We start from the raw sequence: 22,072 nt of genomic DNA on the forward strand, positions 1-22,072 counted from the left end.
CATGTTTTTTGAAGCTACGCTTGTCGCAATATGGGCGTTCTTCTGTGGTATCGATAAATTCGATGTCGCGTTGAACATCCACCGCCCACTTATTACAGGCCCTGTCGTTGGTCTGATCATGGGTGATATGCAAATTGGCCTGATTGCCGGTGCAACACTGGAATTGGCCTGGTTAGGTCTGGTACCTAATGCCGGTGCTCAGCCGCCAGATGTCACCATGGGTACTATCGCCGCTGTTGCATTTGCAGTAATGACCGGTCAGTCAGCTGAAGTTGCAATGGGTGTGGGTATGCCTATCGCAGTGCTGATGCAAATGCTGGTTATTGGTTTCTTCGCAATGACATCTTTCACGATGGGCAAAGCGGATAAATTCGCAGAAACTGGTGATTCAGCGGGTATCGACCGACTTCTTATAACTACCATTGGTTTGCGAAGCCTGATGTACGCTCTTGTTGCATTTATTACCGTTTATTTTGGCGAGCATGCTGCAAGCTGGATTGATGAAAATGCTCCGAAAGTCCTGTTAGAAGGTCTGGGTATTGGTGCGAAGATGGTTCCGGCTATCGGTTTCGCTATGCTATTAAAAATCATGTGGTCGAAAGAAGTGTCTGGTGTGTTCTTCATTGGTTTCGTGATGACGACTTACCTGAAACTGCCCATTATGGCGGTAGCAATCTTAGGTGCATCAGCAGCAGCACTGTATTACTTCTTCAGCGGTAACAATGGAAATTCAAATAATCAAGTAGAGGAATTCGAAGATGGCATCTGATATCACTGCAGGCAAACTAGCCGATAGAAACTCCAAGGTTCATGAAAGTCTGGTTGATGATATTGATGCATACGAAGACACCACTCCGCGTAAAGTGATTAGCAAGAAAGATCTTTGGCTCTGTGCTTTTCGCGGACTGTTCATGGAAGGTAACTTTAACTTCGAACGTATGCAGGCGGGTGGCTTTGCATATTCGATTATTCCGGCACTGAAGAAAATTCACGGTAATAACAAGCGTGACTTTGCAAAATCATTAAAGAACCACCTGCAGTTTTTTAATGCGAGCCCGAAATTGTTCACTTTCTTGCTTGGCACATCGATTGCGATGGAAGAGAACAAAGAAAAACCTTCGACGGTGAACGTACTGAAGGTTGCGGGCATGGGTCCAACAGGTGGTATCGGTGATGCTATCGACCATATGACTCTAATGCCCCTGACATTGGCACTAGGTGCATCAATAGCGATGGAAGGCTCGATTGCAGGTCCTTTCGTATTCTTCTTCTTGTACCAGATTGTTCATTTTTTCGTGTATTTTGGCCTGATGTTTATGGGTTATAAGGCCGGTACGGCTGCCATGGTGAACCTGAGCGACGCCACTGAAAAGGTGGCAAAAGCCGCCAATATCATGGGTATCTTTGTGATTGGTGCGCTGTCAGCCACCTTTATACGGGTGCAGACGACAGCATCACTCGAGTTGGGGGGTAAGGTTGTTGAGCTGCAAAGTGCTCTGTTCGACAAAGTTATGCCGAATATACTGCCACTGGCGTTGGTGTTCTTCATGCTTAAGTTGGTGAAAGGCACCGGATTCTGGGCGAAACCTCCTGTTTTGATTTTCTCGACCTTAGCTGCGGGTGTCGTCGGTCACTATTTAGGCATTCTTTAAGTTATTAGAATTAAGAGCTCATAAGGGGGGAGTTATCCCCCCATTATCAAGGATTAACCCATGATTGGTATTGTTGTATCAGGTCATATCAACTTTGCTTCAGGTATGCAATCGGCAGTAAAAGCAATTGCTGGTGAACAAGAGCAAATGATGTTTATTGATTTTGTTGAATCTATGTCAACTGACGAATTAGAAGTGCAACTTCGTCAAGCAGCCAAAGAGGTTGATTCAGGGGAAGGTGTTCTGTTTTTAGCAGACATTCCAGGTGGTTCACCATCAAACCGTGCCTTAAGCATCATGATGGATACTGACAATGTTGAACTGATTGGTGGTGCGAACCTGCCAATGATTGCCAATGCAGCGTTTGAACGTGAAGACGTTAGCGTAAAAGAGTTGGTTGACATCCTGTTAGAGATTGGTGGTTCTTGCATACAAGACATGCGCAAGCAGCTGGAAGCTGTTATGGCTGAACCTGAACCAGATCTTGAATGTGAAGACGGACTATAAGCATGCGTTACGCCTTACTCGCAGATCGCGTATTTACCCCAGCTAGTATTGAAACCGATACTGTTGTGATCATTGCTGACGGTAAGATCGAAGCAGTGACAGCAACGATACCGACAGACTGTGATGTGATCCATCTTGAAGGTCAGTCATTGTTACCGGGTTTTGTTGATATCCATATTCATGGTCGTCAAGGGGCTGATGTGATGGATGCAACGGATGAAGCGTTGCAGAACATTGCTAATGCCTTGCCGCAAACCGGTGTGGTCGGCTGGGTAGGTACCACAGTAACAGCACCTTGGGACGATATTTTAAACGCGTTATCTGGTGTGCGTACTTTCATTGAGCAGAAACAAACCCATGGCGCAGAGCTGTTGGGCAGTTTTTTAGAGGGACCGTATTTTACTGAACCACATCGTGGCTCTCATCCCCCTGCTTATTTGAAATCTCCATCAATTGGAGAACTGGAACAGTTAAAAGAAGCGGCTTCGGCTTCATTACTTCGTGCTGCAGTTGCACCGGAAGCTGAAGGTGCGATGGAAGCCATTAGCTGGCTAACAGAACACGGTATTAAAACATCAGTAGCACATACTGATGCAACGTTTGACCAAGTGACTGAAGCGCATAACCGTGGTGCTGATTGTGGTGTGCATTTGTTTAATGGTATGCGTGGACTTCATCATCGTGAACCAGGTTGTTGTGGCGCTGTTTTATACCACGACATGCTAGCTGAACTGATTGCTGATGGCATTCATGTTAACCCTGTCATGATGCAATTAGCGTATCGGATGAAAGGTTATCAGGGCATTGCATTAATCACGGATTGCATGCGAGCTGGTGGGTTAAGTGATGGTGAGTATCAGCTTGGTGCTCAGACGATCACGGTTACTCAGGGTGAAGCGCGTAGTCCATGCGGTTCTTTAGCGGGCAGTACTTGTAGTTTAGATCAAGCATTACGAAACATGGTCTTTGAAAGCCATGTACCAGAGTGGGATGCGGTGCAAATGGCATCGTCAGTACCTGCGAAATATCTCGGGGTCGCGCATCGCCTAGGCAGCATTGCTGAAGGTATGGATGCGAGCCTCACAATAATGAATAACGATTTACAAGTGCAAGGCACTTTAATCAACGGTGAATGGGCATATAAAGCAGTGTAATGACATCTACGTCAGTCATTCTAGCCCTTTTACCAATCTGATAGTTACGAGGTTTTATAATGGAAATTCGCCAACCAATTCATAGCGAACATGCAAAGCAGTTAGATACTGCAGGTTTACGTGAGCAATTCCTGATTGAGGATATGTTTCAGGAAGGTCAAATTAATCTTACCTATAGCCACATTGACCGTATTATCGTTGGTGGTGCAGTACCAACGACAGAAGCACTAACACTTGAAGGCGGAAAAGAAATTGGTGTTGATTTCTTCCTTGAGCGCCGTGAATTAGGTGCTATTAACATCGGTGAACCTGGTTTGGTTATCGTTGATGGTGAAACATTTGAAATTGGCACGCGTGAAGCAATTTACGTGGGTAAGGGTACCAAAGAAGTTAAGTTTGAAAGTGTATCAGCAGAAAAGCCAGCACGTTTCTATGTAAACAGTGCACCTGCTCATATGACATACCCGACACGTAAAATTACACGTGAAGACGCTTCTCCTGAAACACTAGGTAGCCAGGAAAACTGCAACGTACGTACTATCAATAAGTACCTGCATCCAGCAGTATTGCCAACGTGTCAGCTGTTAATGGGCTTGACTGAACTGGCTCCTGGCAGCCTGTGGAACACAATGCCGTGTCATACGCATGAGCGCCGTATGGAAGTGTACCTGTACTTCAACATGAAAGATGACAATATTGTGTTCCACTACATGGGTGAACCACAAGAAACCCGCCACATTGTTCTTCGTAATGGACAAGCCGTGATTAGTCCAAGCTGGTCAATTCATTCTGGTGTCGGTACAGCGGCATATACCTTTATCTGGAGCATGGTTGGTGAAAATCAGACGTTCCACGATATGGACCATGTTGCGATGAGCGACCTGAAATAATCCCCACCTCTTATTTATTACTTAGCGGTATGGCATACCTTGCCTATTAATATTGCATTGTCGAACGTGCCGTACCGTATTTAAAAGTTATCAGGAATTCAAAATGAATATATTTGATCTATCAGGCAAAGTTGCCATTGTAACGGGTTGTGATACGGGCCTTGGTCAAGGCATGGCAGTTGGCTTGGCACAGGCTGGTGCTGACATTCTGGGTATCGGTTATGTCCCAGCTGAAGAAACGCGCGAGAAAGTTGAAGCGCTGGGCCGCAAGTTTCACTACATCACTGCCAACCTTATCGCCGACTCGAACAAAGAAGCTCTGACTGCACTGGTTGACCAGGCTGTGACTGAAATGGGTCGTGTTGATATTTTGGTAAACAATGCCGGTATTATTCGCCGTGAAGACCTGCTGGATTTTTCAGAAGAGAACTGGGACGATGTTATCGCCATTAATCAAAAAGCGGTTGTCTTCCTGTCTCAGGCTGTTGCTAAACACTTCATTGCGCAAGGCAATGGCGGCAAGATTATCAATATTGCTTCTATGTTGTCTTTCCAAGGCGGTATCCGTGTTATTTCCTACACAGCATCCAAGTCTGCGGTCATGGGTATTACCCGTGCACTGGCGACTGAACTGTCCCCACACAAAATCACTGTGAACGCTATCGCCCCGGGTTATATGGCAACCAATAACACTCAGGCGCTGCGTGAAGACCAAGAGCGCAACAAGGCCATCCTGGAGCGTATTCCTGCTAGTCGTTGGGGACTGCCATCTGATATGGCCGGTCCTGTTATCTTCCTGGCCTCTCCGGCGTCAGATTACGTAACGGGGTACACCCTTGCTGTTGACGGCGGCTGGTTGGCTCGCTAATAGGTGATGACATGACATTGATGAAAGAACATGTACTAAAGCAGCTAAAACATGTCTACCGCTACCAAGCCGCGAACCAGACTCGTTCTGTGATTCGCCGCAGTGGCGCGACTCGTTTTATCAAGGATACGGACTGGGAACGTGGAGTATTCTGGTCTTGTGTCTCTGCTGCATGGATGGCAACTGACGATCAGGAATACCTGAACGGTGTAATGAACTACACATTACACACAGGTTTTCGGACCGGTGTATTTCCGCGTTTTGCTGATGACCATGTTTGTGCCCAAGCTTATCTGGATGTCTACCCAATAATAAACATCCCTCAAGCGTTGGAACCGACCATTAAAGCGTTCGATATTATGCTTGATGAGCCGAAACCAGGCCATCGCGACTGGTGGTGGTTGGACTCACTGTTCATGGCACCTCCTGCCTTTGCGGCTTTGTCGAAAGTGACCGGCGAGCGCAAGTATGTTGATTACATGCATACGGCGTTCTGGGATTCGATTGATCACCTTTACGATCGTGAAACGGGCCTGTTTTACCGTGACTACCGTTACATGCCAACTGAGCTAGGCCAGAAGTACCGTGATGAATTCGGTCACGGTGGGGCAGAGCTACGCGAAGCTAACGGTGAGAAGGTGTTCTGGTCGCGCGGTATCGGCTGGATGTTGGCAGCATGCCCGCGAATTTTGGCGCGTCTGCCAGAGGATTTCGAGCAGCGCCAGCCTTATATCGACCTGTTTACAGCATTGGCAGCAGAAGTTATCAAGTATCAACAAGCAGATGGTTTCTGGCGGACAAGTTTGCTAGATCCTGAAAGCTTCCCTGCCCCAGAGAGTAGTGCAACAGCATTATTCTGTTACGGCTTAGCATGGGGAATTAATAACGGTATTTTAGACCGTGAAACATATTTACCTGTCGTTGAAACATCCTGGGCGGCACTACAAACGGCAATTCATGACAACGGTATGATGGGGTGGGTTCAGCTTCCGGCTTTCAATCCGCGTGATGTGAAGTTTGAACACAATATCGATTATGGTGCCGGTGCATTTATTCTGGCTGCAACAGAAGTTATGCATTTAGCTGAATAATCGAGAATCTGTCAAATTTGATCTTTAAAAATTCAAGCTGATTTTATGAAAATAAAATCAGTTTTTTTAATCAATGGAAAATAAGCAAGATAAAAATAACAGGAATTTATTATGAAAAAGAAACTTACTTTCTCTTCCCTATTATTAGCGAGTATTGTTGCAACACATGTAAACGCATCTGATGCGGAAAATACTTATGAAATTAACTTTACCCAAGAAGCACCGGTCATTGATGGAAAAGGAGTGGATAAAGCCTGGGAAAAAGCGGTTCCATTAACCCAATTTACCTTTCCGTGGCGTGGCGATGTTGCACCTGATACCGAGTTTCGCGCAGTATGGGATAAGCAGGCCGTTTACTTTCGCTATGTGGTAGAAGATCAGCACCTGGCCATTGGTACAGATCCTGAGCGTGCGATCCTTGACTCAGATCGGGTGGAAATCTTTCTGGCGAAAGATCCGCAGTTATCTGCTTATTATACAATGGAAGTGGATCCCAAAGCGCGAGTTTTCAGTGCTGAAGCATCTTACGATATGGTGAAGAAAAAGCGTGCCTCTCTGGATAGCAACTGGAACTGGCCTGGTCTTGAGACCAAGACTAGCATCATGAATAACGGTTATATTATTGAAGGTAAACTACCGCTAACGACAATTTCTGAGATGGGCCTTTGGCAGGATGACAAGCAATCACTACTGCTGTGTGCTTTGATGCGTGCTGAATTTACCCCACAGAAAGACGGTAGTATTGATATGGGCTGGATGACTTGGGTTGATCCTCAAACAGCAAAACCAAACTTTCATAATCCTGACACCTTCGGTTTTTGCAAGCTGGTTAAGTAACAATAAGCAACATCTGAGTTAATCTGCCTCTTTTTTTAATTCTGTCAAATTGAATGAGAGAGAGGCTTTTTATTTCGTGCACAAGAGAACACTATATTCATGTCAGATCAAAATACCTATCTGATTGCACAATTATTTGGTTTTTTTAGTTTTGCTATCGGATTATTTGCGTTTTATCAGAAAAAAGATGCAAAGCTGAAATTGTGGATGGCAGTATTATGTTTGATGAATGTGTTCCACTTTATTTTACTTAGTTCCTTTTCATCTGCATTCTGTGCTGCAGTTTCGATGGTTAGGAATTTAATTACGATAAAAATCCGTTCAAGGCTCGTGATGGTGGGGTTTCTTCTCTTTAGCTGTGTTGGATTTCTCACTATTCAGCGCCCGAGTGAAGTGCTTGGTGTGCTGGGAATCTGTGTAGGAACCTACTCACTTTTTATGCTGGATGGGATCAGGCTACGCTTAGGCTTGCTGACTGGTTCATTATTGTGGTTAGGCAATAATATAGCTTTGGGTTCTATTGGTGGATCCTTGCTAGAAGCCTGTAGCGCAACAATGAATATCGTGACTTTATATCGGTTATATTGTGATAGAAAAATGGCTTCATTCGGTATTTGATGTTGAGCAAAGGCAAATTCGTACCTGGACGCGAACACCTATCATGTTCGCGTCAATGACAACAGATATTATGCTTTACAATAAGATCCGCGAGCAGCAGTAACTACTGCTTGTTTTGCAGCCTCAATCGCTTTTATATCATTCTTTTTTTCTAGTGGACGAATTTCACGGAGATAAATATCTATTGATGAGTCACCTTCATGATTGTGATAACCAAGCTCATGACTACGCCAACGTTTATCAACCACTACCTCTTGGGTGAAGAACGGATCAACAGTATTAGCAACATAAATTTTAAATCGACTACGCATATCCTCAAGTACACTGGCGAACGCAGGATCTTTACTTAGATTCTTCATTTCTCCTTGATCATTAATCATGTCATAAAGTTCTTCATCACTATCTTCACGATAAACAATGTACTTGTATTTCTCAGTGCGCATCATGCGAGCTGGTTGAATTGTCATTTCACGGTTTGTGTGCCAGTGTGAAACAACCTCTTCATGCCAGTCATCTAGCTTGTTACCTTGCAACAATGGTAAGACAGACTTTCCATAAATATGTTCAGGTATTGGTAAGCCTACATAGTCACATAAAGTCGGAAGCAAATCACAAAGAGATACAAGCTGGTTTAACTGATTTCCTTGCTTAATATCTGGTCCAGAGAATACAAAAGGAACGTTAGTCGTTTCATCATAGAACCAGTTCATTTTAGTTACTAATCGGTGCGCGCCCATTGAATCACCATGATCAGCAAAAAATACAACGAGAGTATCTTTATCGTGACCAGTCTCTTTTAAGGTGTTCAAAACCTGCCCAATACAATCATCGGCTAGCTCAGTGTAATGGTAGTAAGCTTTTAGATACTGACGAAAGTTAAGTTCATTCCAGTGAGATGCCTGACGAGTACGGTTATGAGTACAACAAGCATATTGTACCGACTTAGAACGACTCATTAGATCATCATTGGCTTCAAAGTTTTCAGGTAGTTCAGGTAACTCACCAATTCCGTTAATATCACCGTGTTCTCCCTGAAATTTACCAACCCAACCACAAATGTTATGTGGGTTGTTGAATTCAACCGCCATTAGGAAAGGTTTTTTGTTTGTCTTGCCCTTCAGGAACTTAACACTTTCTTCTAAGCAATAAACATCCTCACGTGAATCATAGTTAACAGGAAAAGCAGAAGTTGTTGCAACATCTTTCTGTACTTGATCCGCTCGAATAAATCTTTTCAATGAACCGTAGTCATGCTGTTTGCCAAAATGGACACACTCATAACCCGCTTGGTAGAAAATATTACCCAACGTTTCCATGGAGTTTGGAATGTTTGGGCTACTGTTCGCAATAATACCCGTCTGGTGTGGCAAGCGGCCAGTCCAGAAACTTGCGCGTGATGGTGCACAAAGAGGGAATGAACAGTAAGCATTTTCAAAGCGTGTACCTTTGTTAATGATAGAGTCCATTGCAGGAGTCTTAACAAAATCATTGCCATAACCGGCGACCGCTTTTTTTGCTAATTGATCTGCGGTGATAATCAGAATGTTTTTAGGGTTAGTGGGTTTATTAATAACAACAGAGTTTGTTTTATTTGCGAAAGCTGTTGGTGAAAATGCACTGGCAGTACCAGCGATAGTCGCACCTTTTATAAAGTTTCGACGAGAGATTGACATAACATGACCTTAATACAATTGAGATATTTAATTTAGAACGGATAAATTAAACCAAGATTAGACTAGGTGAGATTAAAGCTCATCGCCTTATCTTTTCTTTTATCTAACGCAATTAATTGTACTCATCAAGCCTAAAACAAACATATCGAAACCCTGTAAGTGAGATCGAAATCAAAAACGAAAGGTTCGGAAGTGGTAAGTGAAAGGATTCCTTCATTTGAATAATGTGTTCTTTTATTGTCATCTCAAAACCACCACCTATAGTGGTGTGTATTATTGAAAAATTAACAGTATCATGCTCCCGCACAGCCATCGAAGAGCCCTATTAAAAACCGCCTTAAGAGGCGGTTTTTTATTTTTTACAAAGGCTACATTGGAGCCTTTATAATAATAACCTTCTTATTCGTTACGATTCTCGTCATCATGTAACAGGGCGTCATAACGCTCTTCCATATCATTTACATCATCATATGGTTGATATGATGATGTCGATAGATTTGGTGAAGTGGTACATCCCGCGAGGATTAACCCAAAAAATAAGATAGCAGTTATTTTCATTTTATTATCCTTTTTTGACTATTTACATTCTAATGCTAGTCAAAAGATGAAATTTTTCCACATTAAATCACACCCATAGGTATCTATACAAAATTATTAAAGTTTGACCTTGATCATTAATCAAAAAATAGTAAGCGATAAACCACGTATAGAAAACTGGATCAAATTTACTTAGGAGTTGAGCTATTACTTATTATTCTCACATCATCGGTTCGAAGATATTGCTTGTCATACCGAAATATGTTTTCGGAATCATTTATTGAAAATATGAAGGTTATTGTAAATATCACTCGTAAGTCATCTGAAAAAGACCTGAAACTAGCCAAAACAACGAAACAGCTTTCGATATGCAAGATGATATTAATTTTCACTTGAAAAAATCATGGTCCATTAGATTTAATCCCAGCTTGCGCTGGGATTTTTATAAAACGCTACTTTTGTTTGGTGATTCGAAAATCATCAAGCTTTCGTGATAATTAAATGATATCCCACGACCTTCATATCCTTCCGGCTGTATCTTTGTTTTCTTTTGATGGGCCCATTGTTTCTTTTGAATTCCTTTGTTTTGTTTTTGTTTGTTTTCGTTTTGTGATCTTGAACGTTTCTTTTGACCCTGTAGTTAGCGTATATTCTTTACGTCTTTTATTTTTTGTTTTGTCTTTATTAGTTACAGCCTCAGAGGTGAGCGATGGTTTGTTAAGGCGTTATGTCCATGATTACAGTTGTTCACAAGGGGCTGATGTTGTTGATTTTTCCTGAGGGAAGGATCGATATCAAATACTGATGGATTCAGCAAAAAGCTAAGTATCATTGAGTAATTTAAGGTCATTTAATGAAAATTAGAAATCAAAGTTTATCCTTGCTAACAATATCGGTAATAGCGGGATTAGCAGCATTTAATGCAAATGCTAACACTGAACTTGCTCAGAGCGATGTTCGTAATGCAAGCGCAGCAGCAGAAGATTTATCATATCTAGCGAAAAAAGCGTTCTATGAAGATTCTTCTGCGAAACTACACTCTTTCTTATACATTCGTGATCGCGAACAAAAAAATGCTGAGGGTGATTACAAACCACAAATTGAAAACCAAACGCTTCAACTAGCACTTGATTACCGTTCTGGTTATTTCAAAGATGTAATTGGTTTTGATCTTTGGGCAAGTACCAACTTAAAGCTTGGCGATACAGTCGGTCAATCAGAAATCCTTCTGTATGATTACGACTGTAACGATGATGGTGTCACCGATGACCCTTGTGAGAAAACGAACACTTCCCTTAACGTTGCAGCAGTTAAAGCTAAATTTGGTAACGAAGATATGGGCTTGGCAGTACGTGGTGGTTACACTCGTATTAACATCGGTACCATCCGTTCAAGCTGGGGTCTGAACCCACATGCTTACCGTGGTGCTGAAGCAAAAGCTTCATTCGGTAAATTCATCGTTGGTTATGCATGGGCTGATCAGTTTAAAAACGATTGGTCAAGCAAGTTTAAAGACTTGACGAATAAGTGGCATCAGGGCGAAGAAGGTATGTCAGCCGCTGAGAATATCGATTTTATTCATACGGTTGGTGCTATCTATAAGTTAGATAACGGTGTGATCGATTTGGGTTACGGCGAAGGCAAGGAATACCGTAAAAACTGGCAAGCACTGGTTAAGTATAACTTCGATCTAGGCTCAGATTTGAAACTGAATACTGCTGCCTTCTATCACGGTGGTAAATACATTGAAGGTGATGTATCTCAAGTTCAAGATGCGTCAAATGAAAGCTATATTGGTTTAGGCGCTGACCTTAAACATGGTGGCTTCAGCTGGCGTTTAGCATATAGCCAAACAGATGCGCCTGATACCAAAGCGTACAACTTCCGCTTAACGCCTTGGGCGAACTCAGATAATCGTAAATTCCTGCAAGCTAAAGCACAGCTTGATGATTACGCTGCCGATGGTACAAATGCGGTTAAGTTCGGGGTTGACTATAACTTTGCTGATTGGGGTATTCCAGAGCTAAGTGCTGGTGTAAGTGCGAACTACGGTTGGAACGTTGTTACTGATGTGAAAGCAAAAGCTGATGCTCGTACTTATGATGGTACAATGAAATCTCTTGATTACAACATTCGCTATAAGTTCATGGACGGTGGTCTAGAAGGTCTGAATGTTAAGTTCTATCCTGCGTATTTCCGTTCAGAGGATACGAACTATAAAGCTGATCGTAACGATATGAAACTACTGTTCTCTTATACTTATACAGCAAAATAATCAGCTTAGAACAGATATAAAACGTCAGTTTTCAACTTCTAAAGTTAAAGCTAATGATGTTAACACCATGCTATTCGTTTAAGCATTATTAGGCTTATATCGTAAAGGATAGCGGCTAGGCAAGTAGAGCACTGAACGTGAAAACGTTCGGTGCTTTCTTTTTCTGGTTATGAATTCAAATTGTTGATCAGCAACCTTGTGAAAATAGATGAAAATGATCAGCTTTAACAAGCGGCTTAAATATTTCCAGACGACAATTACCTTGAGAAAATATGTAGCAGAAATGTTCTTATATTAGTTTTACTTTGGTTAAGTCGAGGCATTATAGATATTTTCAAGTAATCTAAAAACCCTACAGGTAAATAATGAAACAAGCGACATAGCCAGGTACACTTAGTAAAAGGTCCGTTTTGAAATGACCATTATCTATATGGTAAGCCGTCTGAAGCTGATATTATTAAATCCATTGAAACGTAGAAGAGCCGCATTAAGCCACCAGCATCTGAGCTAGTTGTTTATGCTAAAGCAACTGATAAATTAAAAAAATTCTGATACCAAAAGATCTAGACAACTTAGTATCAATCAATGATTGATGTGAAATTGGAAGCGGCACGAGACATAAAAGAACATTATATTTATGGAAACGCTGAATATTAGTGGGCTGATATGAAGTGACACTGAACAACCTCACCCCAAATGAATTAGGATGAGGTCTGCGAGCTATGTGTGTTTAGGTAAACGCTTTTGTAACACTGACAGGAACTTCGGTAGGTCGCCAAGGATCACCGGTTTTTTCTAGCCAAGGAATTAATTCTTCAATAATGATTTTTTCAATTAGTACTTCGTTTCCATTAGCAATGTTTTCCATTTGGTAAGGATCATTCTTATTGTCATGAAGAACGTAAGTTAAAGGCTTACCAATTCTGCGAGTGATGGACAGAGTATAGCGATTAGTACGTATACCTCTACGGCCATAAGATTGACCACCATAAGGCATAAAGGTGTATAGCTGAGAGGTAGGTTTATCATCACCAGGAAGACCAGCAACTGTATTCGCAAAGTTACGACCTTCAACGGTATCTGGAATTAAATCAGATAGGCCCATAACACCAAACATAGTTGGGTAAATATCTGGTGCTGAAAATAGGATGTCATCATTGCGAGGGGAAAGTTTACCTGGCCAACGGAACATCATAGGAATACGCATTGATTCTTCATAATGATTATTCTTGGTTGGTTTACCATGAGACCCCATACAGCAGCCGTGGTCAGAGAAAAACACAACCAAAGTATCTTCAGCAAGATTTAAACGTTCCAATTCATTGATGATGCGGCCAAACTGCTCATCAACACCATTAATCATAGCCATGTATTCTTTAAAGAAGTCAGGACCATAGCCTTTAAGATACTCTTTATCCCACACTACGTTTGGTCGGCTATTCAATTCTTTAGAGGTCTTGCCTTCAAAACGATCTAGATATTTTTGAGGTACCTGATCATAAGGTGAGTGAGGCGGATTCATAGAAACCACTAAAGTAAATGGTTTTTCGCTGTCACGATATTTACCATCTTCATTACGAAGATATTTGATCGCAACATCCGCTTCATGTTCTGGACTCCACTGATTAATGCGCAATGGTTGATCGCGTGGGGTTTCATTAGTCCAATACATAGGCGTCATGTGCTTATCATAAGTGCCATAGCTGTACCAGAAGTCAAAGCCATGACGTTTTTCTGGTTCCGTCCAGTCGTTCCAGTAACGACCTTCCATTGGGTTGTTATAACTAGGAATAAATGGCGGCTTAGGTGTGTCAAGGTGCCATTTACCGATATAACCCATGCTATAACCTTCTCCTTTAAGAATGTCAGACCATGTACGTTGCTGTTGCTTTAGTTCGATACCAAAATCCTGACCACCGAATTTACCTGGCATAGGAGTATGGCTATTACCCTGGATACCATTGCGGTAAGGATACTGGCCTGTCATTAACATACCACGAAAAGGGGTACATAAAGGGAAGTTTGAAACCGCTTGCTTCAGTACAACACTTTCATTCGAAAATTTATTCAGGTTCGGTGTAAGTGAAGGATCTTGGTTCATAAACCCAAGTGATTGTGTACGCATTTCATCTGGAAAAATGATTAATAGATTTGGATTTTTAGTATTCAGTGGTACTTGAGTTGAGCGTTTTGATGGTGCACATCCAGTTGTAACAGCACCTGCTGCAACAACACTTGTAGCAGCCATGCTTTTAAGCAAACTGCGACGGGTTATAGACATAATCTACTCCTGATAAGTAAAGGTATTACAGTTTTTTAAGTATGAATTGAGTAATAAAGATTATTCTTTTCATTTAACAATACGTGATTCTATCGCTTTCGTACTGTTGTGAATCGTAAGGCATCAAAATGTTTTTCACTGTGTGATTGATCACATCAATGAAAGATTTCGAAAGCTATCGAAGGTTTATCCCGGTTGGTGAAGGCTAATGAAGGCATGTGAATGTGGTGGGTCACTCATCGCTATATGAAGGTTTATTTGGTTTGGATTTCACCCATCAGAGTACTGGGTGCATAGTTTTGATTATCAGAAGTAATAATGGCTTCTGGCACACCGTATTCAAAGAAGTACCTATATCCGGCAGGCTTGAGATTCTGCCTTTTTCTGAGATACTCCCGAACTTTCGGGGTCTTGAAGACTCTTTGGCTTTTGTAATTACAATCGGATAATACGATGAAAATACTAAAAGCCAGCAGTGATATGTTTTTTATTTCCATTTTCTTCTTTATTTGTGTAGTTAAGTAAGTCTCGGAAGGCCAGTGAAAATGGGTTGTCTTTTTCTTGATCGGTTTCAAGAAAGTCAACCATTAACTTGTTTACGTTTTTTGTTGTGCTTTGTATCTACGCATTACAATCACAACCCTTCGTTTTATTTCGTTTGTTTGTTTTTGTGTTTTTTGTCGTCTTGGTGTTTCGTTTTGTTGTGTATACTGTGGGCAGTTATTTGCGCTATTTCAGATATTGAAATGTCGATCCTGTAGAGGTGGGGTTGGTCTTTTTCAGTATTAAAGTCATAAGTTTTAGAACGCATCCTGCCTACGATGGATATAAAAATGATGATCATAGGTATATTGGGGAGAAGAAATGTTCAGATTAGATCAGTATAGTTTTGGTTAACGGTTAGGTGCTGGCTTTGCCATCATCATTTTTCTGTTGCTATTGGTATATGGCGAAGGGTTAAGAGCGCGCAGGCTCATTGATGATGGTATTGATCAGTTAAATGCTGCGAATGTCGGTGTCAGGGAAGTCTTTGGATTGCAGGTGCTGGAGAATAATTACCTTAATACCCGAGATCCATTGTACGCACAGCGATTTAAAAAATGGCATAAAGTCAATCTCGATAACTTCATGGCCAGTAAGCACCTTTTTAATTCGAGTCATGATCGCCCGTTGGCGGAGCGGTTTGAAACTGCCAGTATCAAATACGGTAAAGAATTTGAACAATTTTACCAGCAAGTGACAACAATCCAGAATATCACCTTGCAGATGGTCGAGGCAGAGAGGCGTTGGTCAGAGCAATATTTGGCTGATTCGGCCCAGCTAACACTGGCTCGGCTTGAACAAGGTGCGAACCCAAACCGAATTGTCACTAGATCCAGCATTGATTAGTCAGTGGGAAGCCAATATTAGTCAATGGGCAAGCTATGTAGAGCCATCGGAGATTGCGGTTTATCAAAACAAGCTCAATCAGATCGGTAGTTTGGTTCATGCTTCTGTCGAAATGCGTGAGCTCATGCTTCAAGCCGCTACAGATGTCCGTGACAGCGCTAAGTCGTTGGTCGCTAATGTCGAGCAGAAAATGGCGCAGGATAAGCAGTTGAGTACCTGGATGGGCGTCATCGTGTGCTTATCGGCAGTGATGGTCAGTTTTGTTAGTGGCCTAGTGATCACCCGTTCGGTGATTAATCCGATCAAGTCCACGATTGGCATTGTCGAGAAACTGGCTGATGGAGAGCTATATCACCAGCTCTCTTCTGATGCTCGGATGAGCTGGCAAGTTTGTCACAGGCAATAAATCATATGACAAATTCGCTTCGCCATATGGTCGGGGATATTAGCCAGAACCTGGATCTTCTAAATACGGTGACATCGGAAATGAGCACGATTGCCAAAGATAATAACAGTGGTGTGCAGAAGCAGTTGGCGGAATCCGAACTGGTGGCAACGGCCATGACCCAGCTGACAACCACAATGACTGAAATTAGCAGCAGTGTGGCCGAGGTGGCCGAGAGTGCCAGTCAGAGCCTGCAGCTGATTGAACACTGTAATCAGATTACAGATATTGCTATTGCCGATATTTGCCAGCTAGATGCCAGTATTACAGATGCTGCCGGAGTCGTCGGACATCTGGCACAGGGGACTGAGAATATAAGCTCGGTACTTGAGGTGATCAGCAGTATTTCCGAACAGACTAACCTGCTGGCGCTTAATGCGGCAATTGAGGCGGCACGGGCAGGTGATCGTCAGTATTACTCGGCAGTCGTCTGATACTGCCGGGCAATTGGATAAAACATATCGCCAGCTTTCACAGTGCAAGGACGAGATTAATTTTCATATGGCTAAATTCAATTTGTCTTAGCTGTAAGCACAACTCGTTGTGAATATGAGGCTTTTGTCCTTAGAACCTTAGTGAGATAACGAATGTTAAGTTAGCTCATCTTCTCTCCAGAAAAGTGATTGGCTGGTTAATTAATCGTCTTAATGAATGTTTCGATAAAAAAATCTTATTGATTCGATGATAGTTATCGTTTGAAGGCATTAAATGGACACTGTATTATTCGCCGAGGTATTACGTGTTTACTCTAAAACAGAACCTGGATAAGCGATAAAGCGCATTTTGACTAATGAGACCATAGCTTTTGTTTGCTACGGCAGATCCGTATACCCGAAATTTATTGCCTTCGTGGTTTTTTCTTTTCTTTTTATTATTGAATGCATGATGAAAATGAAACATTTTTTTGTTGTACTCACTTCGACCATGTTATTTGCGTGTGGTGGTGGGTCGGGTAGCGGCTCTTCGGATAATACGAAATCTCCTGTAACGGGGGGAGCTTCTCCAACTCAATCGGTTCCGCAACCTGAAACTAATGATGAGGTTCAAACTGCAGAAGGTCCCATTGCTCCTGCTGTTCAATCGGCTCCACAATCAGAACCGAAACCAAATGAGGCGGTGCAGTCAGTACAGGCTCCTGAGAACACACACTCTTCTGCAGTACAGTCAACTCCGCAGCAGACTAGGGAAGTACAGTTACCTGAGCCGACTTTTACCTTGAATGAGGCTGGCCCGGTCCCCCTGAGAGGGCAAATTGTCTCTGGCAACCTAGTCACCCAGCCTGATTATCAAGTCGGGTTAGAGTGGCAAATTGACCAGCGTGGTGTCAGTCAGTGCACGGTGACACCGACAGAGCCTACCTGTTCATATACGATTACTAGCCAGGATGAAGGGCATTTCCTACGTCTGTGTAGCGTTGCGGGAGAACAGAGCAATTGTACTGAGGAGCAGCAGTTGCCGCAGATTAGTTTCACCGGATTGCTCAATTACAAAGGCGAGGTAAGTGCGCAACTGCCCGGTTTTTCCGAGCAGTTGGAAATAGGCTGGTACCTGTCTGATACTGAAGTGTTTGATATCGATACCGATGGTCCGGGCCGCCTCGCGCCAGGGATGAATGAAGAACTCACTTATCAGTTACAGGTGGCGTCCCACAACGCCAGAGATTACGTCCATCATTTCTTGACCTTTTGTGTGAACGACCGTGCGCGTCTTTGGGAAACCACTTGTCGTGTTGTCGGCACGATAGATTCTATCTATCCATCAAGACAAGGGATAGACACGCTGTTCCCAATATTCGCTGATGAATATAAAAAACAGCAACTTGTGGGTGGGGAGCTATTGGAGCGAGGTGATACCCATCGTCGCATTGCGCCCGTTTTGGCAATTAAACATGAATTCCGTTCTTATACTTCTTATATCAATCGGCCAATCACATCGGCTGAGCTGGATTATTTCCAGTTCACTTTGGCTCCAATGTATTCAACAAAATATAGAAAAGAAAAACAGGGCGACTATCCATCCCTGATGTATAAGTATGAGGATGATGAAGATACAAGAGAAAACCCATACGATAACATCATCACAACTGCCGACGATTTGTGCAGCAGTATTGGCCGACGATTACCTGAAGCTATTCAGTTTGAGCGTAGTGACTTTACAGACTCAGGCTGGCCAATGAAAGGCTATCCGTTTGGTTTGTACTGGACGGCGTCCAGGGAAATTGGCGCGTATTACCCGAACCTGGCGACAGATATTGTGACAGGGGAAAGCTATACAGAGTCAGATAAGCTGCTTTTCAATGTCGCTTGCGGGCACAACGGCTGATTTATAATTACACAAGAGATGTATGTAGAATACGTGCTGTGGCTGTTCATGAACCTCGCTTTTTTAGCGGGGTTCTTTTTTTCGTCTGTTAGTAGCAGATTAAATGGAACCACATTGAGCCAATAAGCAACGCATGTTGGTCTGCATTTTCTTTATGATATTACTGAAAAATATAAAGGAGCCGTATTTTTGAACAGCCCCTTTATTTAGCTGGTTACAAGCTAGCTCACTGCTTAATCAGGTTAAATGCCTGCGGTATGGCATCTACAGTTATGACTGTCACCAAGGTGTTGCCGTTTTCAATTTTGGTTGTCACTTGCGCATTGTCGATCCCTACTTTCCATTCGCCCTTGACGGTGAATTGACTGACCACAGGCTTCGACAGGTCAAAGCGCCAAGGTCGGCTGTAGATACTGGCTTCTATCTGCTCGCCGTTGGTGTCGACTTGCTCCGGATCCTGGTCATCGTAGAGCGCCAGATCTGGATTGACTACGCTGAGCGAGAGCTGATCAGCAGTCGTGTTGGCCTTGAGCATGATCTGCGAGGCCGTTTCGGATGCCAGTACCCAGTTAGATGCGGCAAGGGTAGCTGGCTCAAAGAAGGCGTAGGCCTCGACACCGTCTTCGCTGCGAACTGCATGCACGTTACTGTTTTTCTGAAGTACGGTGTAGACAGGTTTGGCTTCATCCTGCGCTTCAATCTTGATGGAATATTCGTAGCAACCGTCGGTCGGCGCTTTGCCGTGATCAATCACCGCGGTGGCAAACTGGCCCGATGTTGGCGTACCATCATCCTCGTCGTTGGAATCTTGGATTTGGTAGCTGAAGCGAACCTGTTCTTTTTCGGTATCTGTTACAAAGTAACGGTTACCGGCCGGGTCGAGTAGTGTTGTTTCGCCCGGAAGAGTCATTTCAGTACTCAGAGTATCGACGGAATAGCCGTTAATCTCGACTGACTCAAGCTTTGGCACGCTGTATTGGAACAAGGTGGTCTCGGTTTCATGCTGTGTATCGTTATTCTGGATTCCCGAACCGAGGGCTACCACGCTATTGCCGAATATGAAATACGATTTATTGGCGCGCAGGCTTTGCTGTTCATATTTTTTGTGTCCGTGCAACTTCATGGCAAACATAGCGCTATCGCTTCCCAAGCTGTTGGCACCCGAGTAGCTACCTGTTGACAGCAGCATCTCTTCGATACCCGCACCTGGCAGTTGATTGAGTACCGTTCGCAGTTCGTTGTTTGGCAGGTGAATGGTCGTTGTGCCCGGGTAGCGGTTCCAGTCCCAACCATCATGGCTGAAAGCCTGCTTAGAAAAGTTCGAAGGGGTAATTTCAAGCTGACCATATTGCAGATAGCGGCCATACAGGTTATTGGCCTGATAGGTTTCATTTCCGACCAGATAACGGCTAAAGCCCCGGGCGATAGCCAGCCAGGAATGACTTGGTTCAGCCGGGCTTTGCCCTCTGGCTACTGCCATGGATGCATAGTTCATGGCCCATACACCGGTAGGTTCGGCTTCGGCTGCCACGTCTTTATATGATGGAAGATGACGCAGGTTTGCATAGGCGGCAGCCAGTTCGGTATCGATCGGCTCGGCGCCATCCGGCGAGCCAGCAAGCGCCAGCCACTGAAACGGTGTCGGTGAAATCTTCTGTTTGCCATCGGGGTGACGACCACTCAACACAATGGGTGTGTGGGTTTCCTTGGTGTAAATACGCATCTTGAGCAAGACGTCTTTGATTCGCTCATGGGCTGCCTGTGAAATTTGATAAGGGCTGTTACTTAAGCCGAATACGGCGCCGGAAAGTCCGTTAAAGGCATCTTTGCCATAGGCGGGATAATGTTGCGAGTGGTGGAAGACGCTGCCATCAGGTTTAAAACCACCGCTTAATCCGTCTGAAGCAAGCAGGGTTTTGCTGAGCCAAGATTGCAGCTGGCGCAGCATGGCGTCGCGTTCTGTTTGAGCCGGTAACAGCAGGAAGCTCTTGATCATCCATTGCAGCTGGGTATTTAAGATATCGACATTGGATGAGTTGATTTGATCGTCGGTTTCATAGACTCGGCCGGTGGCGTTGAACCACATCATAGATTGCTGTATCGGTTCGAGTAGTTGGTTGTCTGCAAGCAGTTGGCGGGCGATGAACATGGCATTGAAAAATTCACGGGTCTGATAGCCGACATGAGTGATGATCTGGAAACCTGACCCGCCTTCCCAACCTTGATCAAGGGCGTATCGGGTGGCATCGATAAAGGCTTTTTCCAGTGCTACGCGGTTGGCATCAGAAAGTGATTGGCTCCGCAGGAATTTGGCTGTTTCGAGCATGGCCTTGCCTAGCGTACGAATTGTCATGGTATCTGTCAGCACGGCAAGTGTCTCATCACTGACAATACCTGCTTTCAGGAAGTTATGACGCTTTGGGTGGTCAAGTGGACTCCCGGTTGGCGAGCCATCGGCATTATAAGAGATGCTAAACGGGGCGTATTTCGCCAGGTTGGCATCGATTTTTTCCTGTGTGATGGTTGTCTGCGTATTGACTGCAAGGTGCTGATCGAACTGACGGTACAGGGGGGCGGTATCTCCCTGGCTATCATCGAAGACAGTGTCGAAATTAAAGCTCGGATTGTCTTCTCGCAGCATCTGATCGTACATCAACAATGCCGTCCAGTTTTTGCTTGCCATATCGACGACACCCGGGTTGACGAAAGGTTGCTGGTAATCCGGTGTCGGCCAGCGGTTGTCAACAGGGACAGCCATCATAACCTGGTCGAAAAGCAGCGTGCCTGCCAAGTCAGGCGCAGTAACGGTCAGCCGATTCATGTCCGCTGTCGGGGTACCATCCATATCCCTGAAGGGGACAGAAATCCCCCGCCAGCCCTCGAAGTTCAGGGAATAGGTAAACTGGGTTTGAGGACTGTCATCTTTGCCAAACTGGAAGGTAAGGGTGTTATCCGATGCTTGCTCGTTATAGACCCAGGCCATAAAGGTATAAGGTGTTATCTCACTGTCATCATCGGCGTAATTGATTTGCTGGTGGAAGCTCAGCTGGCTGTTGGGGCTATAGGTCCATTTCAGGGAGTTCGAGCCATCTTTGAAATGTTCATCGCTGATTGTTAGCGGTGTGGTTGATGAGGAAGTGATAGCCTGTGGTAATCCTTTTTCGAAAAAGTACATATAACCACCGGGCTCAAGTTGTGCCCCTTTTCCTTCAATATCTTGGTTGCCTTCCGTGTTTGGTTGAGTTCCTGGATTGGTGAGGCCACCAGTGTTTTGAATACTTTCGTTTCCGCACCCACCAAGGGCGATAATAATACATAGGGTGAGGTATTTAGGTTTTTTCCATGCTTTCACTTTTTATTTCCTCTCATGTTGTGATTTTGTGCGAAAGGTTAGCGAAAGTTTCCTGGTTGATTTTTGATCGCCCTCACATTTTTTTACATACCAACGCTTTCGAATGCTTTTACTTTTGTTTGCTGAACATGTATCACAATAAATTTACTTACGAAGTCTTTCATGTGTTTTTGTTGGTGTG

The 22,072-nt window shown here is 43.7% G+C and carries 18 protein-coding genes; 14 read left to right on the forward strand and 4 right to left on the reverse strand.

Annotated features, from left to right (window positions below; genetic code table 11):
- Nucleotide 1: 1 nt before the first annotated feature.
- The 9 genes from agaW to R3289_RS03265 all read left to right on the forward strand — a co-directional run bounded on the left by agaW (nucleotide 2) and on the right by R3289_RS03265 (nucleotide 7,617).
- Nucleotides 2–769 carry a PTS N-acetylgalactosamine transporter subunit IIC gene (agaW, locus tag R3289_RS03225; RefSeq protein WP_318924053.1) on the forward strand — a complete coding sequence of 256 codons (768 nt, stop codon included), beginning with the start codon at nucleotides 2–4 and terminating at the stop codon, nucleotides 767–769.
- Nucleotides 759–1,652 (forward strand): PTS system mannose/fructose/sorbose family transporter subunit IID, encoded by an 894-nt coding sequence (locus R3289_RS03230; protein ID WP_318924054.1) that lies wholly within the window; start codon nucleotides 759–761, stop codon nucleotides 1,650–1,652. Before agaW ends, R3289_RS03230 begins: the two co-directional genes overlap by 11 nt.
- Nucleotides 1,653–1,712: 60 nt before the next feature.
- Nucleotides 1,713–2,159, forward strand: coding sequence for a PTS galactosamine/N-acetylgalactosamine transporter subunit IIA (gene agaF / locus R3289_RS03235; protein ID WP_318924055.1), 447 nt, complete (start codon nucleotides 1,713–1,715; stop codon nucleotides 2,157–2,159).
- 2 nt (nucleotides 2,160–2,161) lie between these two features.
- Nucleotides 2,162–3,313 (forward strand): N-acetylglucosamine-6-phosphate deacetylase, encoded by a 1,152-nt coding sequence (gene nagA / locus R3289_RS03240; protein ID WP_318924056.1) that lies wholly within the window; start codon nucleotides 2,162–2,164, stop codon nucleotides 3,311–3,313.
- Nucleotides 3,314–3,372: 59 nt separating this feature from the next.
- The gene (kduI, locus tag R3289_RS03245) at nucleotides 3,373–4,203 is read left to right on the forward strand and encodes a 5-dehydro-4-deoxy-D-glucuronate isomerase (RefSeq protein WP_318924057.1); all 831 of its coding nucleotides are present in this window, start codon (nucleotides 3,373–3,375) and stop codon (nucleotides 4,201–4,203) included.
- A gap of 103 nt (nucleotides 4,204–4,306) precedes the next feature.
- Nucleotides 4,307–5,071, forward strand: coding sequence for a 2-dehydro-3-deoxy-D-gluconate 5-dehydrogenase KduD (gene kduD, locus R3289_RS03250; protein ID WP_318924058.1), 765 nt, complete (start codon nucleotides 4,307–4,309; stop codon nucleotides 5,069–5,071).
- 11 nt (nucleotides 5,072–5,082) lie between these two features.
- Entirely contained in the window at nucleotides 5,083–6,162 is a 1,080-nt protein-coding gene (locus R3289_RS03255) for a glycoside hydrolase family 105 protein (RefSeq protein WP_318924059.1), read from the forward strand.
- Between the two features lie 111 nt (nucleotides 6,163–6,273).
- The gene (locus R3289_RS03260; RefSeq protein WP_318924060.1) at nucleotides 6,274–6,999 is read left to right on the forward strand and encodes a CBM9 family sugar-binding protein; all 726 of its coding nucleotides are present in this window, start codon (nucleotides 6,274–6,276) and stop codon (nucleotides 6,997–6,999) included.
- A 99-nt stretch (nucleotides 7,000–7,098) separates the two neighbouring features.
- The gene (locus R3289_RS03265) at nucleotides 7,099–7,617 is read left to right on the forward strand and encodes a YgjV family protein (RefSeq protein WP_318924061.1); all 519 of its coding nucleotides are present in this window, start codon (nucleotides 7,099–7,101) and stop codon (nucleotides 7,615–7,617) included.
- Between the two features lie 68 nt (nucleotides 7,618–7,685).
- Here R3289_RS03265 and R3289_RS03270 read toward each other — a convergent pair whose 3' ends face one another.
- Both R3289_RS03270 and R3289_RS03275 read right to left on the reverse strand, forming a co-directional pair.
- Nucleotides 7,686–9,290, reverse strand: coding sequence for a sulfatase (locus tag R3289_RS03270; RefSeq protein ID WP_318924062.1), 1,605 nt, complete (start codon nucleotides 9,288–9,290; stop codon nucleotides 7,686–7,688).
- Nucleotides 9,291–9,689: 399 nt separating this feature from the next.
- Nucleotides 9,690–9,848 (reverse strand): hypothetical protein, encoded by a 159-nt coding sequence (locus R3289_RS03275; RefSeq protein WP_318924063.1) that lies wholly within the window; start codon nucleotides 9,846–9,848, stop codon nucleotides 9,690–9,692.
- Nucleotides 9,849–10,680: 832 nt separating this feature from the next.
- Between R3289_RS03275 and R3289_RS03280 the strand changes: the two genes are divergently transcribed.
- Entirely contained in the window at nucleotides 10,681–12,102 is a 1,422-nt protein-coding gene (locus R3289_RS03280; RefSeq protein ID WP_318924064.1) for an OprD family outer membrane porin, read from the forward strand.
- Nucleotides 12,103–12,832: 730 nt separating this feature from the next.
- On the opposite strand, the gene R3289_RS03285 is transcribed toward R3289_RS03280, so the two are convergent.
- Nucleotides 12,833–14,383 (reverse strand): sulfatase-like hydrolase/transferase, encoded by a 1,551-nt coding sequence (locus R3289_RS03285; RefSeq protein WP_318924065.1) that lies wholly within the window; start codon nucleotides 14,381–14,383, stop codon nucleotides 12,833–12,835.
- A gap of 933 nt (nucleotides 14,384–15,316) precedes the next feature.
- Here R3289_RS03285 and R3289_RS03290 point away from each other — a divergent pair.
- From R3289_RS03290 to R3289_RS03305, 4 genes are all read left to right on the forward strand, one after another.
- Complete coding sequence (locus R3289_RS03290) at nucleotides 15,317–15,772, forward strand: hypothetical protein (protein ID WP_318924066.1); 456 nt, start codon at nucleotides 15,317–15,319, stop codon at nucleotides 15,770–15,772.
- A complete protein-coding gene (locus R3289_RS03295) occupies nucleotides 15,729–16,178 on the forward strand; it encodes a hypothetical protein (protein WP_318924067.1) in 450 nt (149 codons plus the stop codon). Before R3289_RS03290 ends, R3289_RS03295 begins: the two co-directional genes overlap by 44 nt.
- A gap of 5 nt (nucleotides 16,179–16,183) precedes the next feature.
- Nucleotides 16,184–16,651, forward strand: a complete 468-nt coding sequence (locus tag R3289_RS03300; RefSeq protein WP_318924068.1) for a methyl-accepting chemotaxis protein — start codon at nucleotides 16,184–16,186, stop codon at nucleotides 16,649–16,651.
- 457 nt (nucleotides 16,652–17,108) lie between these two features.
- Entirely contained in the window at nucleotides 17,109–18,539 is a 1,431-nt protein-coding gene (locus R3289_RS03305) for a hypothetical protein (protein ID WP_318924069.1), read from the forward strand.
- A 226-nt stretch (nucleotides 18,540–18,765) separates the two neighbouring features.
- On the opposite strand, the gene R3289_RS03310 is transcribed toward R3289_RS03305, so the two are convergent.
- The gene (locus R3289_RS03310) at nucleotides 18,766–21,891 is read right to left on the reverse strand and encodes a chondroitinase family polysaccharide lyase (RefSeq protein ID WP_318924070.1); all 3,126 of its coding nucleotides are present in this window, start codon (nucleotides 21,889–21,891) and stop codon (nucleotides 18,766–18,768) included.
- Between the last annotated feature and the right edge of the window lie 181 nt (nucleotides 21,892–22,072).

Origin of the sequence: Photobacterium sp. (genome assembly GCF_033720175.1) — a bacterium.
Lineage (GTDB): Bacteria > Pseudomonadota > Gammaproteobacteria > Enterobacterales > Vibrionaceae > Photobacterium.